22 protein-coding genes and 1 pseudogene are annotated in these 25,936 nt (G+C 65.0%); 11 read left to right on the plus strand and 12 right to left on the minus strand.

The window, feature by feature from the left end; genetic code table 11:
- The first annotated feature begins 532 nt into the window (after window positions 1-532).
- Window positions 533-3,391: a UPF0182 family membrane protein gene (locus B7R93_RS09565; protein WP_103020528.1), complete on the plus strand. Its 2,859-nt coding sequence runs from the start codon at window positions 533-535 to the stop codon at window positions 3,389-3,391.
- Between the two features lie 12 nt (window positions 3,392-3,403).
- Here the strand turns inward: B7R93_RS09565 and B7R93_RS09570 are convergent, their stop codons facing one another.
- Window positions 3,404-3,874, minus strand: coding sequence for a PAS domain-containing protein (locus tag B7R93_RS09570; protein WP_103020529.1), 471 nt, complete (start codon window positions 3,872-3,874; stop codon window positions 3,404-3,406).
- 372 nt (window positions 3,875-4,246) lie between these two features.
- Between B7R93_RS09570 and B7R93_RS09575 the strand changes: the two genes are divergently transcribed.
- From B7R93_RS09575 to B7R93_RS16150, 3 genes are read left to right on the plus strand one after another with little or no spacing between them, the layout of a single operon-like run.
- Window positions 4,247-4,690: a hypothetical protein gene (locus B7R93_RS09575; protein WP_103020530.1), complete on the plus strand. Its 444-nt coding sequence runs from the start codon at window positions 4,247-4,249 to the stop codon at window positions 4,688-4,690.
- Window positions 4,623-5,108: a TerC family protein gene (locus tag B7R93_RS16230; RefSeq protein WP_232798264.1), complete on the plus strand. Its 486-nt coding sequence runs from the start codon at window positions 4,623-4,625 to the stop codon at window positions 5,106-5,108. Before B7R93_RS09575 ends, B7R93_RS16230 begins: the two co-directional genes overlap by 68 nt.
- Before the next feature lie 29 nt (window positions 5,109-5,137).
- A complete protein-coding gene (locus tag B7R93_RS16150; RefSeq protein ID WP_232798265.1) occupies window positions 5,138-5,314 on the plus strand; it encodes a hypothetical protein in 177 nt (58 codons plus the stop codon).
- Window positions 5,315-5,346: 32 nt separating this feature from the next.
- Here the strand turns inward: B7R93_RS16150 and argH are convergent, their stop codons facing one another.
- The 8 genes from argH to B7R93_RS09620 form a co-directional block, all read right to left on the minus strand.
- Window positions 5,347-6,669, minus strand: a complete 1,323-nt coding sequence (gene argH, locus B7R93_RS09585; RefSeq protein ID WP_103020531.1) for an argininosuccinate lyase — start codon at window positions 6,667-6,669, stop codon at window positions 5,347-5,349.
- Between the two features lie 94 nt (window positions 6,670-6,763).
- Window positions 6,764-7,885, minus strand: a complete 1,122-nt coding sequence (locus tag B7R93_RS09590) for a M20/M25/M40 family metallo-hydrolase (protein ID WP_103020532.1) — start codon at window positions 7,883-7,885, stop codon at window positions 6,764-6,766.
- 71 nt (window positions 7,886-7,956) lie between these two features.
- Window positions 7,957-8,763 carry an acetylglutamate kinase gene (gene argB / locus B7R93_RS09595; RefSeq protein WP_103020533.1) on the minus strand — a complete coding sequence of 269 codons (807 nt, stop codon included), beginning with the start codon at window positions 8,761-8,763 and terminating at the stop codon, window positions 7,957-7,959.
- A 101-nt stretch (window positions 8,764-8,864) separates the two neighbouring features.
- A complete protein-coding gene (locus tag B7R93_RS09600) occupies window positions 8,865-9,944 on the minus strand; it encodes an N-acetylornithine carbamoyltransferase (protein ID WP_103020534.1) in 1,080 nt (359 codons plus the stop codon).
- A 487-nt stretch (window positions 9,945-10,431) separates the two neighbouring features.
- Window positions 10,432-11,619 (minus strand): aspartate aminotransferase family protein, encoded by a 1,188-nt coding sequence (locus B7R93_RS09605; protein ID WP_103020535.1) that lies wholly within the window; start codon window positions 11,617-11,619, stop codon window positions 10,432-10,434.
- Window positions 11,620-11,709: 90 nt separating this feature from the next.
- The gene (argC, locus tag B7R93_RS09610) at window positions 11,710-12,780 is read right to left on the minus strand and encodes an N-acetyl-gamma-glutamyl-phosphate reductase (RefSeq protein ID WP_103020536.1); all 1,071 of its coding nucleotides are present in this window, start codon (window positions 12,778-12,780) and stop codon (window positions 11,710-11,712) included.
- A 93-nt stretch (window positions 12,781-12,873) separates the two neighbouring features.
- Entirely contained in the window at window positions 12,874-14,001 is a 1,128-nt protein-coding gene (locus B7R93_RS09615; RefSeq protein WP_103020537.1) for a P-loop NTPase family protein, read from the minus strand.
- Between the two features lie 76 nt (window positions 14,002-14,077).
- Window positions 14,078-15,319, minus strand: coding sequence for an argininosuccinate synthase (locus tag B7R93_RS09620; protein WP_103020538.1), 1,242 nt, complete (start codon window positions 15,317-15,319; stop codon window positions 14,078-14,080).
- Window positions 15,320-15,688: 369 nt separating this feature from the next.
- Between B7R93_RS09620 and B7R93_RS09625 the strand changes: the two are divergent.
- Window positions 15,689-15,916: pseudogene (locus B7R93_RS09625) on the plus strand (Uma2 family endonuclease); the annotation flags it as partial.
- Between the two features lie 122 nt (window positions 15,917-16,038).
- Here B7R93_RS09625 and B7R93_RS09630 read toward each other — a convergent pair.
- On the minus strand, window positions 16,039-16,572 hold the full coding sequence (locus B7R93_RS09630) for a hypothetical protein (protein WP_103020540.1): 534 nt from the start codon (window positions 16,570-16,572) through the stop codon (window positions 16,039-16,041).
- 72 nt (window positions 16,573-16,644) lie between these two features.
- Window positions 16,645-18,003: an NAD(P)/FAD-dependent oxidoreductase gene (locus B7R93_RS09635; RefSeq protein ID WP_103020541.1), complete on the minus strand. Its 1,359-nt coding sequence runs from the start codon at window positions 18,001-18,003 to the stop codon at window positions 16,645-16,647.
- A 560-nt stretch (window positions 18,004-18,563) separates the two neighbouring features.
- On the opposite strand from B7R93_RS09635, the gene B7R93_RS09640 reads away from it, so the two are divergent.
- A complete protein-coding gene (locus tag B7R93_RS09640) occupies window positions 18,564-19,532 on the plus strand; it encodes a Brp/Blh family beta-carotene 15,15'-dioxygenase (protein ID WP_103020542.1) in 969 nt (322 codons plus the stop codon).
- 84 nt (window positions 19,533-19,616) lie between these two features.
- On the opposite strand, the gene B7R93_RS09645 is transcribed toward B7R93_RS09640, so the two are convergent.
- On the minus strand, window positions 19,617-20,162 hold the full coding sequence (locus B7R93_RS09645; protein WP_103020543.1) for a fasciclin domain-containing protein: 546 nt from the start codon (window positions 20,160-20,162) through the stop codon (window positions 19,617-19,619).
- 294 nt (window positions 20,163-20,456) lie between these two features.
- Here B7R93_RS09645 and B7R93_RS09650 point away from each other — a divergent pair, with 294 nt between their 5' ends.
- From B7R93_RS09650 to B7R93_RS09670, 5 genes are all read left to right on the plus strand, one after another.
- Window positions 20,457-20,936, plus strand: coding sequence for an FKBP-type peptidyl-prolyl cis-trans isomerase (locus B7R93_RS09650; RefSeq protein ID WP_103020544.1), 480 nt, complete (start codon window positions 20,457-20,459; stop codon window positions 20,934-20,936).
- 381 nt (window positions 20,937-21,317) lie between these two features.
- Window positions 21,318-22,427, plus strand: a complete 1,110-nt coding sequence (gene serC, locus B7R93_RS09655) for a 3-phosphoserine/phosphohydroxythreonine transaminase (protein WP_103020545.1) — start codon at window positions 21,318-21,320, stop codon at window positions 22,425-22,427.
- Between the two features lie 83 nt (window positions 22,428-22,510).
- Window positions 22,511-23,665, plus strand: a complete 1,155-nt coding sequence (locus tag B7R93_RS09660) for a Re/Si-specific NAD(P)(+) transhydrogenase subunit alpha (protein ID WP_103020546.1) — start codon at window positions 22,511-22,513, stop codon at window positions 23,663-23,665.
- A gap of 314 nt (window positions 23,666-23,979) precedes the next feature.
- A complete protein-coding gene (locus B7R93_RS09665; RefSeq protein ID WP_103020547.1) occupies window positions 23,980-24,300 on the plus strand; it encodes an NAD(P) transhydrogenase subunit alpha part 2 in 321 nt (106 codons plus the stop codon).
- 92 nt (window positions 24,301-24,392) lie between these two features.
- A complete protein-coding gene (locus tag B7R93_RS09670) occupies window positions 24,393-25,820 on the plus strand; it encodes an NAD(P)(+) transhydrogenase (Re/Si-specific) subunit beta (protein WP_103020548.1) in 1,428 nt (475 codons plus the stop codon).
- Window positions 25,821-25,936: the final 116 nt, after the last annotated feature.

The raw sequence follows: 25,936 nt of genomic DNA on the forward strand, positions 1-25,936 counted from the left end.
AATCCAACTTTTTAGACCAGTTTGTGGTATTGTGCCTCCTCGAAGCCGGATCAGGTAATACAAGAGAAAGCCCCCACAGTTTTGGGATAGATAGATCTTTACGACGACGATCATCAGATGAAGGAAGAAGTTCAAGTTGTTGTGAGTAGATGAAGGGGCGTGTACAAAAGAATCGATGCTCTTCCCAGAGATCCGGCGGACAATCCCGACAAGGGGACAGGTCCCCTTGGCCCTGAGAAACATGACGGTGGAGACAAGAGGGGGACGTTGGACACAGATCCTCCCGCGGGACTGGGGGACACCTCGCGTATTGGTTCTGCCCCATCGTTTCTGTTGACCGACGGTGCCGATCGGTGACCTCCGTCTGTGTCGTCCACGTGGAGACGGGGAAAAATGCGGAGACCAGATGGATCTGAGGTGCACAATCGAACCCCACTCGTCCGCGTGCATTGGATTTGAATCCACTTAAACTGCTGACCGGAATGTTTTCCCCGGCCTCGGCATTACATTTCCCATACTTCCTCCCCGCCTTATGTCGATTCTCCGGTCGAGTCGCCTCCTCCAGGTCCTGCTCGGCGTCGTTGGTGTCGTGTTTACCGTGTTGCTCGTGACCCCGGAGCTGGTCGTTGAGTACTTCTGGTTGAGCGAGCTGGACTACTCGAGCGTGTTCTGGACGATTCGGGGCACGCAGGTATTGCTGTTTGTGCTCGTCTTTTTGGTCGCGGGGTTGTACTTCGGGGGCAATTTTCGCGTCCTGGTCCGCAACATTCCCCCCCTCTGGGCCTCGCGGTGGGCGCAGGAGGGAGAGGCGCCCCAAGTGGGGGGCGAGCCGCTCACGCGCGGTCGCCTGGAGCGCCTGGCCTACGTTGTTGCGGGGGTGCTCAGCCTGCTTTTCGCTGCGGGGTTTTCGGGGCGGTGGAATGACCTGCTCCGGTTCTGGTACGCGGGCTCTTACGGACAAAGCGACCCTGTCTACGGGGTGGACCTGGCGTTCTACATGCTGGAGCTTCCGTTTCTGCAGGCCCTCCAGAGCGGTGTCGTCGGACTGGCGTTTCTCGGTTTGCTGGCGCTCGTGACCGGATACGTTATCGCCGGACAGATCGGCATTCAAGACGGTGGGTTCGAGGCCGACTCGGGGGCCCTCCGGCATCTGGGGGCGAATATTATCTTTCTTCTGGTTGGATGGGCCTGGGGCTTCTATCTGGACCTGTATGAGCTGTTGCAGGAGGGGGGAGGGGCCGTTTATGGCGCGGGCTACACGGACGTCAATGTCATGATTCCGGCCCTTTACGTGATGGTCGCGGCTACCATCGGGCTCGCGGCACTGATTGGGCTCAACCTGTACCGGCGGCGGCTTCGGCTCCTTGGAATCGGGGCCGTGGGGTACATTGCGCTGCTGATCGGCGGGCTGGTGTTGGCCCCGTCCCTCGTCACGCAGCTGACCGTGCTGCCGAGTGAGTTGCAGGTGGAGCGCCCCTACCTGCAGAACAACATCGACATGACCCGGGAGGCGTACGCGCTTAAGGACTTCAAGGAGCGGTCGTATCCGGCCCAGCCGGACCTTCCGGCGGACGCCGTGGAAGACAACGAGGCAACCATCGACAACGTGCGGCTCTGGGACCCCCGGCTTCTCATCGACACCTACCGGCAGCTGCAGGAGATTCGTCTCTACTATGAGTTCTACAACGTGGACGTGGACCGGTACATGCTTGACGGGGACTACCGGCAGGTAATGGTGTCGCCCCGAGAGCTTACCCAGCAGCTTCCGGAGGATACCTGGGACAACCGGCATGTCCGCTTCACGCACGGGTACGGCTCGGTGTCCAACCTCGTGGCGCGGGAGGGGTCGGAGGGGAGTCCGGAGTTTCTCACGCAGGACATTCCGCCGCAGTCCAGGTACGAGTCGTTGGACGTCGACAATCCGGCGCTCTATTACGGGGAGCGCACGCCCAACTACCGCATCGTGCCGGCGGGGGTCTCGGAAGACTCATTGGAGCTGGACTTTCCCCGGTCTGGAGGCAACAAGTACACCCGGTACGGCGGCGAAGGAGGCGTGTCCGTGGGGAGCTTCTGGAAGCAGCTGCTCTTCTCGTACTACTTGAGCGACTTCAACATCCTCCTCACCGACTACGTCCAAGACGACAGTCAGATTCAGTTCTGGAATCAGGTGGAAGAGCGGGTGCGCCACGTGGCGCCCTTCTTGAAGCTCGACAAGGACCCCTATCTGGTCCACGGCGACGACCGCCACTACTACATCGTGGACGCCTACACGACCAGCAACTTCTTTCCCTACTCGGAGCCCATTCGGGGGCAGCAGGGCTACGAGGGCACGCGCTACATCCGAAACTCCGTGAAGGTGGTGGTCGACGCATACAGTGGAGAGGTGTCCCTGTACGTGTCGGATTCGGAAGACCCAATTGTTCAGACCTACGAGCGAATCTTCCCGGAGCTCTTCCAGTCGCTTGACACCATGCCGCAGTTGCTGCAGGACCACATCCGGTACCCGCAAGACTTTTTCGAGATTCAGATGGAGCGGTATCGGCGCTACCACCAGACGCAGCCCCAGGTCTTCTACAACAACGAGGACCTCTGGACGCGTCCGAACGAGCAGTACGCGAACCGGCAGCGCAAGATGGAGCCGTACTACATTCTCACGGACCTGCCGGGAAAAGACGATGCCGGGCTGGAATTCATGCTCATGCTGCCCATGACGCCCGACGGGCGGGACAACATGATCGGCTGGGTGGCGGCCCGCTCCGACCCTGAAAACTACGGAGAGGTCGTCGTCTACGAGCTCCCGAAGGACCGGCTCATTCGCGGACCCAACCAGATTGAGTCGCGCATCGACCAGGACACTGAGATCTCCCAACAGCTGTCGCTGTGGGACCAGCGGGGGTCGAGCGTCATCCGCGGCAACTTGATTGTGGTGCCTATTGAGGAGTCGTTCCTCTACGTGGAGCCGATCTACCTGATTGCCGACGACATCCAGATTCCGGAAATGCAGCGCGTCATCGCGGCGACCGATCAGGGGGTGGCCATGCAGCGCACCCTGCGCCAGTCGCTCAACAGCGTGCTAGGGGAGCAGGTGGTGGAGACCCGCGACCAGGCGCTGGCCCAGATGGAGCAGGCCGCACAGACGGCACAGGCGGCGTCCCCGGAGCAGGTGGAGGGGCTGGAGCGGGCCAAAGACCTTATCCAGGAGGCACGGGATGCCCTTCAGGGAGGCGACTTTGCCACCTTTGGCGATCGGTTCGACGAGTTGCAGCGGGTCCTCAACGACGTGCCGCTTCCCGACACGACCGGCACCGTCCCGCCCCCGACATCGTCCGACACGACCGGCACCACCACGCCCTCGACAGGAGAGGTATCAGCGGTCAGTGGAGGAGCGTAGGCCCGTGTGCCCTCAGCGCTTCTGAATCAGAATCCAGTTGTTCTCTGCTTCGTCGCGGTAGAGCCGCACGTCCACCAGGGTGGGGCGCATCTGGTAGGTGAACGTATACGTGAAGTACTCGTCGAGCCCCCCCTCCCGAACCCCATCCTTGAAGCGGCCGAAGAACAGAGGGTTGTTGCTGCACGGGGCCAGCTCGGTGAAGAAGTTGGCCCCGACGGCATCTGCGGGATCGATGCCACTCAGGTTCGACTCGTAGCGGTTGTAGAGCTGCACAACCCCAGCGTCGTTGATCTGAATAATGCCGAACGGAGCTGCGTTCAACTCGTCCTCGTCGGCATGGCGTAGCGCCTCCCCCACGCCGTCGTCGCCGAACTCCAGGTCTGTCGCCGGGGGCTCGGGCTCCTTGGGGCCATCAGTGTCGCCGGAGGACGACTCCGGGCCGTCCTCGCGCAGGTATGAGTATGGATTCTGGGCGTCAGACATGAGGGCGAGCGCGGCAGAGAGACTGTCAAGAAGGTGGTGATGTCTGCAGGCCCACGTCTAGGCGGTGGAAGAGACCCTTTCTGGCAGTTCACGTCCCCTGTCGTGGTCGGAAAACATTGCGTTCGGGATGAACGGCCTCAATCCACCGTGTGGACGGTGGCGTCCTCGTTTTGGGGAAGAGGCGGATGTAACCAATCCGCTATGAACAAAGTCCCGGGCAGCCCGCGAGAATCCTTGGCTAATGCCTTCAATATGACTCCATCGAGGACATCAACCTACGGACTACGCATCACTTTTCGAAGTCGTCGCCGAACTGGGGAGAGCACAACTGGGAGAGCACAGCGACCGTCATTGAATCTGTGGCAGAAGCACATGGGACAAAACACAGGCCAGCCGACGGGGGCCACCCCCACGTTCGACGATCTTAGACAGCAGGTCGAAACGGCCCTGCACGGCTCGTTGGAGAAAGAGTGGGACGAGGTGTTGGGGCAGTGGGCGGAAGGAAGCCCGTCCGAACGCCAGGCCGTGCGCCGGTACGTGACCGAGCTCCGAGACCGGGTGCTCGATAGCCTGCTGGCCGCCGACACGGTCGATGAACTCAGGCGAGGTCTTGCCCTCGGATACGCTGAGATGAAGTGCCACTGGACGATGCTCAACACACGCATCCAGCACCAGACGGCTCAGAATGGCCGTCCGGAACAGCCGCTCATCTACCGGGCCACCTGTGTGAGTCTCATCGTGCAGGCCCTTGAGCCCCTTCTCGACCGCGAGCACGTCGAGGACCTCGCCTCCTTTCTGGCCGAGCCGCTCGCGTAGTCAGCGGGGCAAGTCCCGACTACCCCCCGGCGCGGTCTCAAGGCAAATCTCCAGCCCCACGGCGTGGACCGCCTCTCCCGAAGCCTGGATCGCCCTCGGCGCGCTCACGACCCTGAAGATCGACAACATCGTCTTCATCTCGATCCTGTCGAACAAGCTGCCGACGGATCAGCAGCCCCTCGCGCACCAGGTAGGGCCGAGACTGGCCTTCGCCGGACGCATCCCGCTGCTGTTCTCCATCAGCCGGGGAATGTTCCTCACTGCGCCCCTCTTCTCCGTGTTCGCGTACGCCTTCAGCGGGCGCGATCTGACTTTGCGGGTCGGTGGGTGCTTCTTGATCGGCAAGGCGACGACGGAAATCCACGTCCTGTCTGAGAGGGAAGGGGCTCATAGGACCGACATGCTACCCTGGCACTGAGCTCTCTGCCCCTTGTTAGCGTCACACTCGTGGCGGAGGGGCTCGGCCAGCAGATCTCGAAGGGGTACATCTACTCGGCCATGGCCTTCTCGCTGCCCGTCGAGATGCTCAACCTGAGCGCCGTGCGCGACGAGGAGACGGAGGCGCCGATGCACCTGTACAAGCTGCGGCGGGCGGTGGAGCGTGCGGTTGAAAAGGAGCGGTGACCGAGCAAAAAGCCCTGGACGCAACGTGAGGGCTAGGAGGTCGCGATCCAGGCGCGGTGCGGGTCGAGCTGGGCCCGGACGCGGTCGGGGCGTTCCTGGCCCGGAGTGCCGTCGGTCTCGTATGCGTCGAGAACGGCGTCCGGGTCGGCGCGCTCGGCGGTAGATGCCTGCCCCACCGTCCGGTAGGCGGACCGGAATGGCACGCCCTCGGCGACCTGCTCCAATGCCCGCTGGGTCGCCAGGAGTGCCGGGGTGCACGCTGCCCGGGTCTGCTCGGGATTGAAGGCGACGCCACGGACCACGTTGGTCAGCGCCGTGAGCATATCGGACGTCATCTGCACGCTGCGCAGTACGGCCGCCTTCGTGAGTTGAAGGTCGCGGTGGTAGCCGCCGGGCAGGTTCGACGGGCCGGTGGCCAGTGACTGCATCTCGGCGGCCAGGCGGTGGTGGGAGGCCCGCACCAGCTCCAGCACGTCCGGGTTTTGCTTCTGCGGCATGATGCTGCTGCCGGTGCAATGCTCGGGGGGAAGGTCGACAAAATCAAACTCGGCGGTGGCGAAGAGCACGAGGTCGGACGCCAGCCGGTTGCCGGTGGCGCCGACCTGCGTGCAGGCGTGGCTGACGGCGAGCTCGTGCTTGCCGCGGCCCAGCTGCACGGCGGTCGCGTGTGTCTGTACGTCGCGGAAGCCGAGGCGCTCGGCGACGGCCTCACGGGGGAGGTCGAGGACCGGCACGCCGTACCCCGCAGCGCTGCCGAGGGGGGAGACGTTGATCTGGTGCCGGGCATGCCGGAGGGCCTCCAGGTCGGTCGTCAGCGTCTCCGCGTAGCCTAGGGCCCACAGGGCGACCGTGGAGGGCATGGCCCGTTGCAGGTGCGTGTAGCCGGGCATCAGCACGTCCGGGTGCCGCTCGGCGAGGTCACACAGCGCCTCGGCCAGCGCGGCGGTCCGGCGGCCGATTGTGGCGAGGGCCCTGCGGAGATAGAGCCGGAGAGCGGCCAGCACTTGGTCGTTGCGGGAGCGGCCCGTGTGCAGCTTCTCGCCGGCCGTTTCGGCGTGCTCGGTCACGAATTGCTCAATGACGGTGTGGCAATCTTCGTCCTGGGGCGTGACGGTCACGTCTCCGGCCTCAAACGCGTCGAGCAGTGCGTCCAGGGCGTCGCTGATCTGTTCCCAGTCCTCCTCGGACAGCACGTCGATCTGGCGAAGGCCCCAGGCGTGAGCGCGGCTTGCTTCGACGTCGTACGGCAGCAAGAGGCGGTCCCATTCGTAGTCGTCCCCAACCGTGAAGCGATGGACCCAGTCGTCGGTCACCGATTCGGCGGTGGGGTCTTTTTGCCAGAGGGGGGTGGTCATTTGGGGAAGAGGAAAGGGGGAGGAGGGAGTGAGGGATGGGGGAATGAAAGAGAGGGTGAGCGGACGTTGGCGGCAAAGAGCATCGGGGTATCCATCACGCCCCGTCGCGACCTGGGGAAAAGTAGGATTGGATCAGGGCTTGGTAGACGTTGACGGCCTCCCGGACCTCAGACACATCGATGCGTTCTTCGGCGGTGTGCGAGCGGTCGCTCAGGCCGGGGCCCATCTTGACGGTAGGTACGTCGTGGAGAAAGACCCAGTCCGACGAGGTCGGGGAGCCGAAGGGCTCGGCGTTGGGGCGCGCGGATTGGGCGGCGCGGACGATGCGTGCGTCCATGGGAGTGGTGCAGGGCACGAGGCGGTCGCTGTAGACCTCGACCTCGGCGTCCACGGCCTCGCGCACCGTTTCCACGATCTCGGCGTGCGTGTAGGCGGGCGTGGTGCGGCAGTCGACGGTACAGACGCAGTGCTCGGGCACCACGTTGTGTGCGTCGCCCCCGTCGATGGTCGTGACGGTGACGGTCGGGGCCCCGAGGTGCGGGTCCTTGCGATTGAGGGAGAGGCCCTCAAGCTGCTGGATCGCCGCGATCGCCGCCGGAATGGCATTTTCTCCGAGATGGGCGCGCCCGGCGTGTGCGGCCTGTCCTTGGGCGTGGAGTTTGAGGATGAGGAGGCCCTTCTGGGCGATGCAGGGGCGGAGTTGTGTCGGTTCGCCCACGACGGCGGCCGAAAGGGACGGAAGGTGCGGACGAAGGTCCCGAAGCCCGTTCTTTTTGCCACCGGACTCCTCGTGGGTGGTCAGGCCCACGAGGACCTGTCCGTTCGGGGGCCTCCAGCCCTCGTCCGCGAGGGAAAGCAGGGCCGTCGTCATGGCCGCCCCGCTGGCCTTGGCGTCCACGCTGCCCCGCCCGTAGAGCACCCCGTCGGTCGTCACCGGCTCAAACGGGGCGTATGGATGGCCGTCCGCGGGCGGCACGACGTCGAGGTGCGAGTTGAGCACAAGCGTGTCGTTCCCGTCCCCGACGCCGAAGGCCACGTTGTCCTCGTGGCGTAGCACGTCGACGCCGGCGCGTCGGGCCTGGGCCTCCACGAAGTCGGCAATCTCCGCCTCCTCGCCCGTGAGGGAGGGGAAGCGAATCAGATCCTTGAGGAGATTGACGGCGTCGGTCGGGTTCATTAAGCGAGTCGCCATTGCACCGGTCTGTTGGGAAGGCATCTTGCGTTGCTGCTTTGAGGGCCGTGTGATGGGTGACGCGTGATGCGCGAGAGAGGCTGCACGCCCCACGTTTATGCCTCACGTACCACGACCTCTGTCGCCTCAGACCGGGACAAGAGGTCGTCCGGGCCGCAGATGTGGACGTCACCAACGGCCCCAGCGAGGGCGCTGAGGGCCGTCTCCACCTTCACGCGCATACCCCCCTCGATCCAGCCGTCTGCCACTCCTCGTTGGGCGGTGGCCGTGTCACAGGTGTCCAGGCGGGAGGACGGATCGTCGGCGTCGCGGCGCACCGCCCCCGCCCCAGTCACAAAGAAAAGGGTCTCGGCGGCGAGCGCCTCGGCCAAGGCGCAGGCGACCGTGTCGGCGTTCACGTTATAAATCTGCCCGTCGTCGTCAATGCCGAGCGGGGCCACGACGGGCACGAGCGACTGGGTGAGCAGGCCTTCCAGCATGTCGGAATGAATGGTCTCGATGTCGCCCACCCATCCGAAGTCGACGGTGTGTCCGTTGATGGTCCAGGGCGGGCGCTTCGACACCTGGATTAGCTCGGCGTCGGCGCCGGAGAGGCCGATCGCCCTGAGGTCGTGCTGCTGGGCCTGCGAGACGAGCTTCGTGTTCAGGGCGCCGCCCATGGTCCACTGGGCAATTTCCAGATCCAGGTCGCCCGTGACGCGACGGCCCTGTACCCGCTCTGGCGTGTGGCCGAGCCGGTTGGCGAGGGCCGTCATCTGAGCACCGCCGCCATGGACGAGCACCACTGGGGCCTCGCCGTGCAGCACCCGGACTTCGGGCCACAGGTCGGCCAGCGCATCCGGCTCGTCGAGGAGCGATCCGCTGACCTTGACCACGGCTGGGGAGGACTTCTGATCAGTCATTGGAAAAGCCACTATTCGCTTCGTTTGAGGGGTGGCAAGAGGGCCTGGGAGTATGAGGTGTAGGAGGGAAGAGGATTCAACCTGCTCCCATGCTCCTGCGCTCACAAGCCCCAAACGTATTCGAGCAGGGCCTTCTGGGCGTGGAGGCGGTACTCGGCCTGGTCGAGGTGGGCGGCGTGCGGGCTGTCGAGCACCGCGTCGTCCACCACCACGTTGCGGCGGACGGGGAGGCAGTGCAGGAACGCCGCGTCGTCGGTGCGGGCCATGAGGGCCTCGGTAATGCACCAGTCGGCGTGCGCCGCCCGGGCCTCGGATTCGCCTTCCGGGTCGGTGTACATCAGCGGACCGCCCCACGACTTGGCATACACCACGTCGGCGTCGTCGACCGCAGCGGCCTGGTGGCTCGTCGCCGCCACGGAGCCGCCCTGTGCGTCGGCCATCGACTGCGCCTCGGCCATCAGGTCCGGATCGAGCGCATGGGAGTTAGGGCGGGCCACGGTCACGTCCATCCCGCAGCGGGCCGCCGTGCGGAGGGCGGTGTTCGGCACCGCCATGGGGAGGGGCTTCGGATGGGGGGCCCACGAGAGCACGAACTTTTTGTCCGTGAGGTCATCCCCGAAGCGCTCGGTCAGCAGGGCCGCGTCGGAGAGGCCCTGGCACGGGTGCGCCCAGGCGGACTCCAGGTTGACGACCGGCACGCTGGCGACTTCGGCGATGGTGCGGATGAGCGTGTCCCGCGCGTCCGCCGCGTAGTCGATACCGGAGGCAAAGACACGCACCCCGAGCGCGTCGTGGTAGCGGGACAGGACGCCGATCGCCTCCTTCACGTGCTCGGGGGCGTTCCCGTCCATTACCGCGCCCTCTTCCCATTCGAGGTCCCAGCTTCCGTCGCCGGGTACCAGGGTGGTGTGGTGCGCCCCCAGATGCGTGGCGGCGCCCTCCATTGAGGTCCGCGTGCGGAGCGACGGATTGAGGAAGACGAGCCCGAGCGATGTGCCCGCCGCCGTGCCGGCCCCCCGCGTCTCGTCGTGTCGGTGCGCCACCGCCGCGTGGCGGAGGGCGTCCCAGGTCGCGTCCGAGAAGTCGTCGATCTGGAGCACGTGCCGGAGATCGGGGGGCGTGTCGGAGGGAGGCGACGGCGAGGGGGAGTGGGCGTTGAGGTCTGCATTGTAGACATCCAACTGTGGAATGGAATCGAACAGCGATGGACCACTGTGAGATTATCCGCCGGACATGCAAGTTTGCGGGACGAATTGCTCCATGCGTGGCCACGTTCTCTCCAGGAGTTTTCCTCTGAAAGCAAGGCATGCCGCCCTTTTCCAAACGGAGACGTTCATTTTTGACTAGATGCAAAAACGAACCAGACGAGCGAAGCGACTCACGAAGTAAAAAGATCACGGCTGTGAAGAAAATGCCTGACGACAGCTCCGACTTCGCTGAAATTCTTCAAACTCCCTTGCTTCACTCGGTCAGGCAGTGAAGAATTTTCGGGCGCTCGGGTCTTCGCCCTCGTCCGGGCGGCATTTTCTTCGAGGCCGGGGGAGCAATTTTCCTGCCTGGAAGCCATCACTCTGGACTGGGAACGGGGAAAATAGCATCCTGCGATTAATCTTGGAAAACCACACCGGCGCGTCGGGACTCGTCGTCGCGCGTTGTTTCAGCGGTGCATTAATGCGCCTCGGCGGGTGTGGCGGTGGCATCGAGGGCGACGTGGAGCGCCTCCGCGAAGGCGGTCACGTCTTCGTTCGAGACGACGAGCGGGGGCATCAGGCGCATCACGTGCGGGTCCGAGGAGCCTCCTACGAGCACGCCCTGGGTGCGGAGCGCCTTCACGACCGGCGCGATGGGACGGTCGAGCGTCAGCCCCATCAGACAGCCCCGGCCCTGGACCTCCTCCACGACCGGCCCCACTTGTGCGGCGACCTGCTCGTGAATCTCGGTGGCCCGGGTCATCAGGTTGTCCTCGACGAGTGTTTTGAGCGTGGCCTCCACGGCCGCCATCGCGAGCATGCCGCCGCCAAAGGTGGAGCCCTGGTCGCCCGTCTCGACGGTCTCGGCCACCGCGTCGTCTACGAGCACACCACTTACCGGCACCCCCGCGCCGAGGCTCTTGGCGAGGGTGATGAGGTCGGGCGTCGCGCCGAGGGGCTCGCTCATGGAGAAGGTGCCGGTCCGCCCCACGCCGGTCTGCACCTCGTCGAAGATCAGCAGCGTGCCGTGCTTATCGCAGAGCGCGCGTAGTCCCTGGACGTAGCCGGCGGGCACCTCGCGCATCCCGGCGATGCTCTGGATCGGTTCCAGAATGACCGCCGCGATCCCTTCGGAAGACAGCACCGCCTCCGCCGCGTCGAGGTCGCCAACGGACACCCAGGTTGTCTCGGGGAGTACATCCGCGTAAGGGGCGCGATATTTTTCGTCGTGCGTGGGGGCAAGGCTGCCGAGCGTGCGCCCGTGCCATCCCCCTTTCATCGCCATGACGCCGGACCGCCCCGTGTACTTGCGCGCCAGCTTGAGGGCCGTCTCATTGGCCTCCGAGCCAGAATTGGCGAAGAAGACGTTGCCGAGGCCGTCGGGCGCGAGGGCGGCGAGCCGCTGGGCCGCCCGGGCACGGATGGGACTGTGGGCGACGTTGGAGTAGAAGATTAGGGTCTCCGCCTGGGCCTGCAGGGCCTCCACGACGTTCGGGTGGCAGTGCCCCAGCAGCGACACGCAGTGCCCGCCGTAGAAGTCGAGGTACCGGGTGCCCTCGGCGTCCCATACGTACGGGCCCTCTCCCCGCACAAGTGCCATCGGCATCTTGTCGTAGGTGGGGATTTCGAGGTTCTGCTCGATTGCGATGGTGTCAGCGGTATTCATGGAGGATGCCTGGATTGGTGGTGGAGGGCGTGGGGATATGGGAGCGCGGGGATAGAGAGTCGAGACATCTCCGCCCGTCCGTCGCGCTCTTCAGGAGGCCGAAGCAGGAGCGGGGGGGGGAAGAAGCCCGGCCGTTTTGGGAAGGCCGAGCGCGCGGTTGAGATTCTGAATCGCCTGGCTCGCAGCGCCCTTCAGCAGGTTGTCGAGCGCAAAGCCGACGACGAGGGTCGTGCCCTCATGCTTCCACCCGAGGTCGCAGAAGGGGGTGTGGACGGTGGGCTGGAGCGATGGAAGCCCCGGTGAGCAGCGGACACAGGGCGCCGTGCCGTATGCTTCCTTGTACCATCCGGCCACGGCGTTCGGCTCAACGGACGATTTCCATTCGATCTGCGCGGTCCCCCAGATGCCGCGGGCCCAGGGACCGGAGGCCGGGACGAAGTTGAGGGTCACGTGCGGGCCGAGGGTCTGCTGGATCTCGGGCCCGTGCTGGTGGTCCAGCACCTTGTAGGGACGCACGTTGCCGTCCCGATCCGGAAAGTGGGTAGCGGCGGACGGCGTCGCGCCGGAGCCGGAGGCCCCGGTGAGGACCGTGACGTGGGCGGTGAAGGGCACATCGTTCTGGGCCAGCGGCGCCAGCGCCAGCGTAATCCCGGTCGCGTAGCAGCCCGGATTTGCCACCAGCGACGCCCCGGCGACGTCGCCGCTCCACTCCGGCAGGCCGTACACCGCCTCATTCAGCAACTCGGGCGCCGGGTGCTCCGTGTCGAACCATTCGGGATAGACCGCCGGATCGGAAAAGCGAAAGTCGGCGCTTAGGTCGACGATCGACCCGTCGAAGCCACCCGCCATCAGTTCGGGAATAACCCGCATGCTCTGCCCGTGCTCCGCCGCCACGAGGAGCGCGTCGAGCGCCCCGAGATTGACATCGCTTGGGGCCGCAAATGTGTGGTTGACTTGCCCCTGTAGGGACGGGTGGGCTGCGCCGATGGGCTGGTCGGCAAACGTGCGACTCGTCACGGTCTGGAGCGCAGTGTGGGGGTGTGCGGCGAGGAGACGGATCAGTTCGCCCCCCACGTAGCCGGCGCCGTGGAGGAGGCCGACCTGAGCAGTCTCCGCCGTTTCGGGAGCAGGGCCGGTTGATATTGGGGACGAGAGGGTCATCGGTCGGGTTGGGACAGGGGGAATGGGGGAAGGGGGGAATTTCGCCCCCTTCCTGTGCGGAATTCCGTGAGCGAAACTCCGAGAGTTGGAGCGCTACGATGCCACAGCGAGTTTTTTCTCAGACGACGGCGATGACGCGGCAGTGGTCTCGATTTCGTTCGGAAAGACAGCATCGGGGAGTGCGTCCGCAACTTTGTCCACGAGCGCCGTGCTCTGCTGGAGGGCGTTGAGGGCGTTGACGCCAAGGCGCTGTGTGATGTAGCGGCGGCCCACGTCGTTGTCGGTCACAGGGCCGGTGACCGCGGTGATATCGGTGTGGTACCGCTCGCGGAAGGTCTGCTCGGCGGCCCACGCACCGGCCAGGTCGGTGGCCGCCACCACGTGCGCCTCGATGAAGGACTGCAGCTCCATGTCCGTCATCAGGTCGTCCACGCCGTAGTAGCCGACGAACCCGTCGCCCATCTCCGCCACGATCACGTCCAGGTCCTCGGTTGCGTTGAGGTGGTGGATGACCCCCTTCGCGATGGGCGTGATGGCATCCTCCACGGTGCAGGCAATGCCCGCGTCGGTGAAGGTGGCAACGGCCCCGGCCCCGTGCTCGCGCATCCGGCGCACATCGCGCATGAGCGAGGCGCCCGTCAGCTTGGCGGCGCCGACCTTCAGGCCCGCCCCCGCAAGTCCCTCCACCACGCGGCAGGCGGCCTCCGTCTTGCCGGTGTCCATGGCCGTACCGCTCACCGTGACGAGGGGCACCGACGATTCGAGCCGGTGCACCATCTCGAGCCCATCCTCCTGAATCCGGGCGTGGGTCCACTGCCCGTCCCGCTCCACCATGACAGCCCCAAGCACCTCCACCGGCAGCGCCGGGCCGAGGTCGGGGTGGGCGGCGGTGCACTCGCCGATCAGGCCGCCCAGATTGAGCACGTTCAGCGTGTCGCCGGGGGCGATGTGGCGAGGAACGCGCCCGCTGTAGCCCTTCAGCGCCTGCCGCCCGCCGAGGGTGCCCACGAGCACGTCGCCCGTTCGGAGGTGACGAAAAACGCCGTCGCTGCATTCCACCTTGTCGTACTGGTCCTTCTCGTCGAGGGCGCGCACCGCCACCACGTAGCCGTGCTGGGCCACGACGTAGGGGGAGAGCGTGATGGGCGACTCGATGTGGCAGTGGGCCGTGCTGGAGGCAATTTTGTCAGCGGGGCTCGTCTGGAAGGCGTCGTCGGTCATGGGGAGGGTGCGGGAGCGTGGGAGTTGAGAGCGTGCGGGGGAGGGCGTTTCGGTCCCTCCCGGTGCGGTCGCCCGACTACGGGGTCCCAGGGGAGGCAGGCGCGTCTTTGCTCGCCGCAGTGGACGCGTCCGTTCGGGCCTTTTTGGCGAGGCGGGGAGACACGGCGGCGAGCGTGGTGTAGCCCTCCGCGTCCCGCCCGTCCCACAGTGCGTTCTCTTCGCCGTAGGTGGCGGTGCCGGCGTCGAACATCGAGTGCGGGCTGTCGATGCCTTGCACCTGCACCTGTCCCTTGAAGAGCTTCACGGTGACGGTGCCGGAGACCACGTCCTGGCTGTGGTCGAGGAACGCCTCGATGTCCCGCATCACGGGGTCGAAGTACTGGCCCTCGTGGAGCAGCCGGCCGTAGACATCGCCGAGGGCGCGCTTCCGGACCTGTTGCTCCTCCGAGAGCACGACCTTTTCGAGCTCGCGGTGGGCCGTGATGAGAATCTGGGCGGCGGGGGCCTCGAAGCCGACCCGACCCTTGATGCCGAGGATGGTGTCGCCGATGTGAACGTCGCGCCCGATCCCGTGCGCGCCACCGGCCTCGTTGAGGGCCTCGACGAGCTTGACGCCGGAGAGCGACGTGCCGTCGACGGCGGCGGGGAGCCCTTCTTCGAACGTGATCGTAAGTGTCTGTGGCGTGTCCGGCGCGTCGGTGGGCGGGGTTGTGTCCGGGTAGGCCTGCTCCGGCAGGGGCTGCTTCGCGGTGAGCGTCTCCTGTCCCCCGATCGTAGTTCCCCAGAGGCCGCGGTTGATCGAGTAGTCAGTCGTATCGGTCGGCACCTCGAATCCCCGGTCTTCGAGAAAGGCGGTCGACTCCTCACGAGTCAGGCCGAGGCTGCGGATGGGTGCGAGCACGTGGAGAGCATCCCCCACGAGCCGGAGGGCCACATCGAACCGCACCTGGTCGTTGCCGGCGCCGGTGGAGCCGTGGGCCACGGTTTCGGCTCCGATTTCTTGTGCGACCTCGGACACGGCCTGGGCCTGCACGATGCGCTCCGGCCCTACGCACAGCGGATAGACGCCGCCCTTCAAGACATTGCCCTTGATGAGATAGTTCAGGTGGTCGTTGTACAACTGTGCTCGCCCATCAACGAGGTGGTGCTCGTCGGCCCCAAGGTCTTGGGCGCGGGCCTCGATTGCCGTACGGTCGCTGCCGGTAAGGCCCCCAGTGTCGACGGTGACGGTGTGGACCGGGGCATCGTAGCTCTCTTGCAGGTATGGAACGCAGAAAGAGGTATCGAGGCCTCCGCTAAAAGCGAGAACGATGGGCATAGGGACAAAATTCGATATTAAACACAAAAAAGGCGCTGGCTCGTGAGAACCAGCGCCTCTGCAGAGAAGGCGGCGATGCCGCGTCAAATGGAAGATCAAGCCTTACTCATCTGACGCCTGGAGGCCGGTTCGAGCCATGGGGAGAGAGGGGTGCAGTTGTCGCACACGTCGGGCTCGACCTCGAAGCGTCGGGGAAATAGAAACTAGGGCGTTGATCATAGTGGCATCTACGTTAGCGGCCGCCTCGGAGACTATCAATCCAATTGGCAACCGATTTCGTGATGAAATTGTGAAGGAAAGCGCTTCTGAAAACAGGGAAAGGGGAATTGCGGGAATGAGAGAGTCCGTCCCACTGGGGCCTTCAAGCGTTCTCTCTATGCCCGCACAGGCATTCCGGAAGTATGGATTGTGAACGTGGACGCCCGGCAGATCGAGGTCCACCGCGATCCAGACAGCGACGTGTACCGCACCCGGCACCTTGTGGGCCTGGACGACACTGTACGCCCGAACCGTCTGGCAGCGATTGGGGACGTGCCGGTGCGTGACATTCTTAGCGGTCTGCCGGAGCCTGAAAACGGGGAGCCCGAGGCGGAGTGACCTCGGCGGGGCGCCTCGCCCCGAATGTCCCCAGCGGCTGTGCTCGGGGGGGCTGCGATGCCTTGTCAGGCGGAGGCGTTGTACACCCCGAAAAAGGCAGCGTGTCCATAGAACCTCCGTTCTCAGGGCATCGTTGCCCGCAGCGCTCCCGACACTCGCACTGCATGGTTTCCGGATGTGGGCGCCGCCTGCTCCGCCATCTCCAGCTCAATTCGGCCCTCCGCCGCCTCGTCGCTCACGCGGGTCACCGAGAGGTGTCCCTGCATCGCTACGAACTCGCGTCCGGCGACAGACAGAAACGCTAGAAGCCCGGACAGACTGTCCGGAGAAGGTGCGTCGAGCAGCGATGCCGCCACCACGTTGTAGCGGCCGGGAGAGACCGGCGCCAGAGGAGCGCCCGCGCCGTCGGTAGTCCGGGCCGCGGGCACGAGCTCCATCGAGAGGCCGGGGGCGCCGCGCGCGCCGAGCTCGATGCCAACGCGTCCGTTGTCGTGAGATTGGACAGTAGCCGGGCCCGTAAGTGTGTCGGTGAGGCTGCCCTCCACAACGAAACGGTACTGCCCCTGGGCCACGTCAAGCCCGCCGCCGCCCCTACACCCGACAAGCAAAAGAGCAAGGGCGACGCAGGAGAAGAGAAGAGCACTGCGAAAATGCATGGGGAAGCCGCAGGGACACAGATTGAGAACACCGTCGCGAACGGGACGGGCCCGCGGACCGATCCAAAAGCGCTAGTGCGGCTGGGTTTCCACCGTCTTGAGGCGCTCTTTCACCTGCTGGTCCACGTCCTCCACCTCCATCGGGACGTCGTCGGAGATGGGCACCATGTCGAGAATGAGACGCGCACTGCGGTTGTACGTGAAGTAGTTGTACGCCCAATTCACGAGGGCGCTGAGGCGGTTGCGGAAGCCGACCAGCTTCGCAATGTGAATGACGACCCAGAGAAACCAGGCGAGGAAGCCCCGGACCGCGATGCCGCCGGCAAATTCGGCCACGGCCGCATTGCGCCCGATCGTGGCCATCTGGCCGAGGTCCCAGTACTCAAATTCTTCCGAGGTGCCCTCGCGGAGACGGCGCTGAATCTGTTCCGCGGCGTGCTCGCCGCTCTGTATGGCCACCTGCGCGAGCTGGGGCTCGTAGCCGTCCGTTCCCTCAATGGCGGCCATGTCGCCCACCGCGTACACCTCTGGGTGCTCAGGCACCGTCAGGTCCGGGTTCACGATAATCCGATCGCCTCGATCCTGCTCAGCGTCGAGCAGGTTGGCCACCGGGCTCGCCTTCACCCCGGCCGCCCACACCAGCGTCTGCGTCGGAATTGTTCGGCCATCGGCAAGGTGGACTTCGTCGGAAGCCACCCGCTCGACGGCCGTGTTGGTCTGAACGTTCACGCCTCGTGCTTCGAGGACCTGTCGGGTGTAGGCGCGCTGCGGGGACTTGTAGGGCGGCAACAGCTCGTCCTCCATCTCCAGGAGAAGGCAGCGGGCCTGTTCGCGCGTGTCGAACTCGGAAAAGTCGTTGTTGAGCGTGTCGAAGAGCTCCACGAACGCCCCCGCCATCTCGACGCCCGTCGGCCCCCCGCCGACCACGACAAACGTGAGAGCGCCTTCTCCGGTGGCTGCTCGGTGCCGGTCGTACCGCTCGAACTGTCGCAGCACGCGGTTGCGCAGGTTGACGGCATCGGGCACGTTCTTGAGGGGGTAGGCGTGCTCCTCCACGCCGGGAATGCCAAAGTCGGTCGACACCGCGCCCGCGGCGAGGACGAGATGGTCGTACGCGAGCGACTCGTTGCCGTGCAGGTGCACCCGCTGGAGGACCGGGTCGATGTCCACGACCGTGCCGAGACGGAAGTTCACCGTCTCATTCCCTCGAAAGATATTGCGTATGTTGTGCGCAATGTCGTCCGGCTCCAGCCCCGCCATGGCCACCTCGTAGAGCAGTGGCTGAAACTTGTGGTAGTTGTTGCGGTCAACGAGCGTGACGCGCACCGGGGCATCGCGCAGTGTCTTGGCGGCCTCCAGACCCGCAAACCCGGCCCCAACGATGACGACATGGGGACGCTCGGATGTGGACGACGGCGTGTCAAACGGCATAGGGAGAAAAAAAGACGTGGGAGGACATGTCTGCAAGAAATTGTATTGGGCAAATTAGACGCCATTCGCCCATCGCCTTTCCCCGGACTCATTGCTCAGTGCAAGTTTCCCATTATCGTCACACTGGATCAGCTCTGAGAAGGTCTTGTGTTATAGTGCAAAGTATGCGTAGCACACCGAATATGTGTGGCACACCGAAGAAGAACTTCTTTGCCTGAGAAGAGCCCCTTCATCGCTCTGAGCTCGATTCAAGACTCATCAATGGAAGGGTGTAGTTCTCAAATGAATGGACTCCAAGTCAATACTGAATCGAGTTCAGCACATGGCTTGGGGCGGCGGCGAAGGTCGTCGATGGCAGGCGAGATGTCTTTTGTGCCGTGGACCGGCGAGGGGCAGTGTAGATCCAGACCGCCGGTGGCGCTGGAGGTGGCCTCCCCCCAAGTGCAATAAACTTGCTGAAAACTTGTCGCCGGTCGGTACGCTGCCGTGGACCTCCCCCGGCGTATCTTATACGTTGTACGTCTGTTGGCCCATCCCATAGCATCGCTCCCTTGTCTGCCATGGACGATCCGGTCACCCTCCGCTCCCCACGCGTCTACGCCAGCGTGCTTGCCCTGACCCTGTTGGCAGTCGGGGGGGGAGCATGGGGCGGCGTGTCCTTAGGGCCGTCGGCCCTCGGGGTGCTGTTCGTTGCTGTCGTGCTCACCGGCATGCCGCACGGGGCCATCGATCACCTCGTGGCGGCCCGGCTGTGGGATCTCGGCCCGACGTGGAGCGACCAGGCCAAATTCTACGGGGGATACCTTGCGCTGATGGCGCTGTACGGGGGGCTTTGGATCGTGGCGCCCACCTTCAGCCTCGGCCTGTTCCTGGTCATGACCATGTACCACTTTGGACAGGCCGACCTGGCCTACTGGCGGCTTCCGCCCCTGCCCGCGCGTCTCCTCTATCTGTCGCGCGGCCTCTTTCTTCTCGGCCTGCCCATTGTGGCCTTTCCGGAAGTCGTCGCCCCGATTTTTGCGGCCATGGGGGACGTTCAGCTGCTCGACTGGCCGCTGGTGACGACGGCCCCGGACGCGCTCTTCGGGGGCCTCGTCGTGCAGCACGCCGTTGCCCTCGGGCTCGCCGTGCCCCGGGCAGCCCCGAGTGCGGGCTGGGCGCCGGGGCGAGAGGCGATCAACGTCGCGGTGCTCACTGCCCTGTTCGGCCTTGTGCACCCGCTCGTGGCCTTCTCGGTCTTCTTTGGGGGGTGGCACGCGCTGGGACACATCCTGGAGCTCCTCCGCTTCTTTCGGCGGCGCGGGGAGGCCCTGTCGATGGGCCAGTTCTATCGGGAGGCGGCGCTCTTCACGGTGATTCCCTTCGTCGGGCTGGCGGGCCTGTACGCCGCCACGCAGTCGTTTGGGCTGCAGGATCAGATGATTGCCCTCCTCTTCATCCTCATCGCCATCGTGACCCTGCCGCACATGGTCGTCGTTGAAAAGCTGTACTGGGAGCGAGAAACGGACGCCCCCCAGGCCGTCTCGTAGCCCCCAATAAAAACAATAAAAAGGGCGTGGCGGTCGGCCACGCCCTTCGGTTGTCTCCGGTCGTCTTGAAGCAGGGGGCAACACCTAGTATCCTCCGTCTGCCTCGTCGGCCTCCGGCGGCAGCAGGACGCTATCGATGACGTGGATGACCCCGTTCGACGCCTCAATGTCGGCCTGTGCAACGGTCGCTGTGTTCTGGCCCATCAGTTGCACCGTGCCGTCGTTTACCTGAAACTGAACGGACCGGCCCTCGAGGGTGGGGGCGGCGTCCATGCCCGTGACGTCCGACGCCATGGCTTTGCCGCTCACGACGTGGTACTGCAGGATGGCCTGGAGCTGCCCCTTGTTCTCGGGCTGCAGCAGGGACTCAAGCTGGCCGTCCGGCAGCGCGTCGAAGGCGGCATCCGTGGGGGCGAAGACCGTGAAAGGCCCGTCGCCCTTCAGGGCGCCCACGAGGTCGGCGGCCTCTAGGGCCTGGGCGAGGGTGTTAAAGTCATCGGCCTGGACGGCCGTGTCGACGATGTCCAGCTGTTCGGCGCGTGCGTCGTCCTGCTGTGCCACTGCGGGCCCGGCCAAGAGGGCAAGCCCGAGAGCGACGAGGGATGATATGCGAGTGAGGTAGGTAGACATGAGTGGGCTGTAGGCATTGAGGGTAAATGAGTACAGGAAAAACCTTCCACCCCCCAGCAGTATTCCCGGCCGCCCGGTGGAGCGACGCCATCGTTACAGCCTACTCGCTCCCTTACAGGTTTGTCGCACGTCAAGAGCCGATTGGCGGAGGGGCTGTCGAACGAGAAAGCCTCCGAGGCCCCGCAGGTAAAGAACCCACGATCTGGTGGAATTTCCGAACACTGGTTTCCACAGCGCGTTACCACATCATAATTAGCGCCTCTCGTACCTACTGCAACAAATTGACACAGCGTCGTGGCACAAGTGAATGAAGGAGACGAGGTTCAAGTCCACTACACGGGCAAGCTGGAGGATGGCACGAAATTCGACGAGTCGGAGGAGGAGCCCCTGAGCTTCACCGTTGGGGAGAACCGCGTCATTCCGGGCTTCGAGGAGGCCGTGACGGGCATGGAGCCGGGGGACGAGAAGACTGTGGAGGTGGATCCGGAGCAGGCCTACGGGGAGCACCGTGAGGACATGGTTATGGAGATGGATCACGACCAGATTCCCGACGAGGTGGAGCCGGAGGTTGGACAGCAGCTTCAGCTGCGGCTTGAGAACGGTCAGACGGTCCCGGTTCTCATCACGGCCCTCGGGGAAGATTCGGTGACCATCGACGCGAACCATCCGCTGGCAGGACGTACGCTCATCTTTGACATCGAGGTGGTGGACGTTGCTGAGGGCAGTGGCTCGGCCGACGGTGAAGGAGGCGGCGGCAATATCGTCACGCCCTAGCGCCAAGGGACGGTCCGGGACCACTGGACATCGTCCCATTCTGGTATTTTCCGTGCCCCTGCATGGTCGACCTGTGCAGGGGCATTGCTGTGGATGGCAGTTGGGATGACAATTGGACAGAGAAGGACGGGGGAGGCCGGGCAATGTTTGTGTAACGGCGGCCGAGGCAACGCCTCCCCGAGAACCTTTTTCGTGGACGTGTCCTTACCTGAGGCTGGAACGAGGAGAAAACGCATGGGCGGGCACACGGTGTCCCATTGCACGCCGCCGCCGCGTTGTCTATCTTGGCGCCTTGCACCAACTCCCGGGGGCGTCTCTCCGGCCGTCCCTCTCTCCTGTCGTCCCACTGCCGCTCCTTTCCGCTGAACCAACGCTTCGGTCATGTCTGCTTCTGACGCTGCGGCGCCCGCCGACCGCAGCCAACGCCAGTACAACTTTTCGGCCGGGCCGGCCACGCTCCCCGTGGAGGCCCTGCGCGAGGTGAAGGACGAGCTGCCCGTCTACGACCATGTGGGGGCCTCGGTGATGGAGATCAGCCATCGCTCCCCTGCGTACGACGAGATCGAGGCGTCGGCCCGCGAGCACCTCCGCGCCCTGCTCGGCCTGGACCGTGACTGGCACATCCTTTTCCTGCAGGGCGGGGCCCGAATGCAATTCTACCAGGTGCCCCTCAACTTTCTGCCGGCGGACGGCGTGGCCGACTACGTCGTGTCGGGGCGGTGGGGCGTGAAGGCGGTCGCTGAAGCCGAGCGGGTGGGCGGGGTGAATGTGGCGGCCTCCAGCGAAGACGCGGACTTCTCGTACGTGCCGGACGTGGCGGACTGGGACCTCACGCCGGACGCCTCGTACGTCCACATTACGACCAACGAGACGGTCAACGGCAACCAGATCACCGACGACCCGGTGCTCGACGTGCCCGTCGTCACCGATGCATCGAGTGAGTTTCTGAGCCGCCCGATGGACCTGGAGGGCTACGGGCTCGTCTACGCCGGGGCGCAGAAAAACGTGGGGCCGGCGGGGGTGACCGTCGTCCTCGTGCACGACGACTTCCTACAGCGGCGCACGCAGCCGCTTCCCACAATGCTCGACTACGGCACCCACGCGGAGCGCCGCTACAACACGCCGCCGGTCTTCGCGATCTACATGGTGGAGAAGGTGTGCCGCTGGCTCCGGAACCAGGGCGGGATCGACGCCATCCACGCCATCAACCGGCGGAAGGCGGGCATGCTGTACGATGCAATTGACGCGACCGACTTTTACCAGGGCACCGTTCAGTCGGACGATCGATCGACCATGAACGCAACGTTCCGGCTCCGCGACCCGGACCTGGAGCCGGTCTTCTTGAAGCAGGCCGAGCAGGAGGGCTTGCTCAGCCTATCGGGGCACCGTTCCGTGGGGGGGGTCCGTGCCTCCATGTACAACGCCATGCCCGAGGAGGGCGTCCGGCGGCTCGTGCAGTTCATGGATGAGTTTGAACGCACGCACGGATAGGAATCAGAAAAGAGCGGGACGAGCCCCCAGGAGCCCCCGAAGAAGAGGAGCAAGACTGTCTTTGAATCAATGACCACGGCGCAATGGCTCTCACGATTGGCGTTCCGCGCGAAACCGAATCGGGGGAGGCCCGTGTTGCCCTGATTCCCGATGTGGCCGATCGTCTGTTGGCGACGGTGGACGGCCTGGAGGTTCGTGTGGAAGAGGGGGCCGGGCACGGGGCCTACCACACCGATGCCGACTACGAGGCGGCGGGATGTGCGGTCGTAGGGCGAGCCGAGACGTTTGACGCTGACCTTGTTGCAAAGGTGGCGCCGCCGTCCGGCGACGAGGTGAAGCGGCTCAACGACGGGCAGGTCCTCGTCGGGTTTCTCAGTCCGCTCGAACGCCCGGAGACCGCGCGGGCACTGGCGGACCAGGGCGTGACGACGCTGGCGATGGAGCTCGTGCCCCGCATCTCGCGGGCACAGAAGCTCGACGCCCTCTCCGCCATGAGCTCGATCGGGGGGTACCGGGCAGCGGTCCTCGCGGCCGAGCGGCTGCCCAAGTTCTTTCCGCTTCTCACCACCGCGGCGGGCACGGTGCGGCCGGCCCGGGTGCTCGTGCTGGGGGCGGGCGTGGCGGGTCTGCAGGCCATCGCCACCGCCAAGCGCCTGGGGGCGAAGGTGTTTGGGTACGACATTCGCGAGCCGACCCGCGAGGAGGTGGAAAGCCTCGGCGCGTCCTTTGTGGAGCTGGAGGTCGACATCGAGGCCGACCAGGACGAAAGCGGGTACGCGGAGGAGGTGGAAAAGGAAAAGCAGGAGCGACAGCCCGAGCTCCTCAAGCCCCACCTCGCCGAGGCCGACGTGGTGATCTCGACAGCCCTCATCCCCGGCCGGCCTGCGCCCCTGCTCATCAACGAGACCGCTGTGGAGGCCATGGACCCGGGCTCGGTGATCGTGGACCTTGCTGCGCCGAACGGCGGCAACTGTGCCCTCACGGAGACGGGGGAGGAGGTCATGAAGCACAAGGTCCAGATCCTGGGGCCCACCAACCTGCCCGCCCAGATGCCGGTGCACGCGAGCGAGCTCTATGCCAAAACCGTGGCGGCGATGATTGAGGAAGGACTCGGCGACGGCGCCTTCGCCCCGGATTTTGAGGATCAGATCTTTGCGGAGGCGTGCCTCACTCGCGACGGAGAGGTTCAGAACGAGCGCGTTCGGGACCTCCTGGCGCCTACGGAGAAAGAGGCGTGATGTCTTGAGAACCTGTTTGGCGACACGCCTACGGCCTTTGACTTCGTGGATCTTGCGCAATGACGTTTCGGCATATCACCTGGGAGCTCCGCTACGAGGTTCCGTTGGGCGATTTATTGCCCCTTCGCCCACTGTGTCTCGGCGTTCCCATTCGCTCGCAAAACAGGTTCTGAGGCGTGAATCGTGAGGACGCCTGCTGCGGGCGGCCACGCATCGCGACGCACGTGTCATTTCGTCGCCCCGAGACGCAGCCGAGCCTCCGTGGTGGCACTCCCAATTTCGTTTTCGCTTTCCTGCCTGTCCGACAGACCGCCATGCTCAACAACCTGATTATCTTTGTCCTCGCGGCGTTCCTGGGTGCTGAGGTGCTGAGCAAGGTGCCGCAGACCCTCCACACCCCCCTCATGTCGGGGGCCAACGCCATTAGTGGCATTACGATCGTGGGGGCGCTCGTGGCGGCGGGGATGACGACCGGTCCCTGGTCGACCTGGATCGGCTTCGCGGCGCTCGTGGTGGCCACCATCAACGTCGTCGGGGGCTTTCTGGTCACCGACCGCATGCTGAAGATGTTTGGTCAGAAGACGGCCTCGTCCGCGTCTGCCGGGGCGCCGCCGACGAACGGCACGCCGGAGTAGGATCGCTGGTGCGTGACGACGTGGTGCGTGGCGCTTGGTCCCACGCACGACGTCCCCCTTACAACGCCTCCCCCTGAACGCCCAACGCCACCATGAAAACTGCGATCATCGATCTTGCATACCTGCTCTCGGCGGTGCTTTTCATCTTTGGGCTGAAGCGCATGCAGTCCCCCGTCACCGCCCGTACGGGGAACGCGCTGGCCTCCCTCGGCATGCTCGTCGCCGTCGTCGCCACGCTCTTTCTGCAAGAGATCCTGTCGTGGCCCATGATTCTGGGGGGACTCGCCCTGGGCGGCCTCATCGGGGTGGGGCTGGCGCGCACAGTCGAGATGACGGCCATGCCGGAATTGGTGGCTGTCTTCAACGGCTTCGGTGGACTCGCCTCCGCGCTCGTCTCGGGCGCGGAGTTGTCGCAGTACGTGGGGGGGGACGTGTACGGGTTTGGGATCGTTACGGCGGTCACCATCGCGCTCTCGATCCTGATCGGGACCGTCACCTTCTCAGGAAGCCTCGTCGCGAACGGCAAGCTGAGCGGCTGGATTACGGGTACCCCCATTTCGTTCCCCGGGCTGCGCGTGCTGACGGGGCTGTTGCTTGTGGGAGCGGGCGTGGCGTTCGGTGTGATGGTGGCCTACGCCGAGGCCTTTCCCACGCTCGCCCGGCCCATGATCCTGGCGGCCCTCGGCCTCGGCGCCGCGGCCCTTCTGCTCGGTGTCCTGCTCGTGATTCCTATTGGTGGGGCCGACATGCCGGTGGTCGTGTCGCTCCTCAACTCCTACTCGGGCCTCGCGGCCGCCGCGGCGGGCTTCGTCCTCGACAACACGGCCCTCATCGTAAGCGGGACGCTCGTGGGGGCGGCGGGCATGATCCTGACGGTCCTCATGTGCGACGCGATGAACCGGTCGCTGGCGAACGTGATGCTCGGCGGCTTTGGCGGGGGCGACGGGGCCACGGGCGACCTGGATGTGCCGGAGGGCAAGACGGTCAACGAAACGTCGCCGCAGGACACCGCCATCCTCGCCCGCTACGCCGACAAGGTGGTCATCGCGCCGGGCTACGGGCTGGCCGTGGCGCAGGCGCAGCACGAGGTGCGCGAGCTGGCCGACCGGCTGGAGGCGCAGGGCATTGAGGTGAAGTACGCGATTCATCCGGTGGCGGGGCGCATGCCGGGCCACATGAACGTGCTTCTGGCCGAGGCGGACGTCTCCTACGAGAAGCTCTACGAGCTGGAGGACATCAACCCCGAGCTTTCGACGACCGACCTGGCCATCGTCGTGGGGGCCAACGACGTGGTCAACCCGGCGGCGCGGGAAGACGAGGGCAGTCCCATCTACGGCATGCCGATCCTAAACGTCGACGCGGCGGACAGCGTCGTCATGATCAAGCGCAGCCTCAGCCCCGGCTACTCTGGGGTGCCCAACGAGCTCTTCTACGCGAACAACACAAAGATGCTCTTCAGCGACGCGAAGGAGGCAGTGGGCCAGATTGCCGACGCGGTGAAGGAGATGGAAGAAGCATGACGTGTTGAAAGTTGGAACGCACGCCACACGGCAAAACTTCTGAGCAGAGGTCGTCCTGCGCGGAGGGACGTCGAAGGACCTCTTTGGCGTCAGCGGAGACAAGATCCGGGACGACG

The sequence above is a fragment of the Salinibacter altiplanensis genome, from assembly GCF_002894645.1.
Taxonomy (GTDB): domain Bacteria; phylum Bacteroidota; class Rhodothermia; order Rhodothermales; family Salinibacteraceae; genus Salinibacter; species Salinibacter altiplanensis.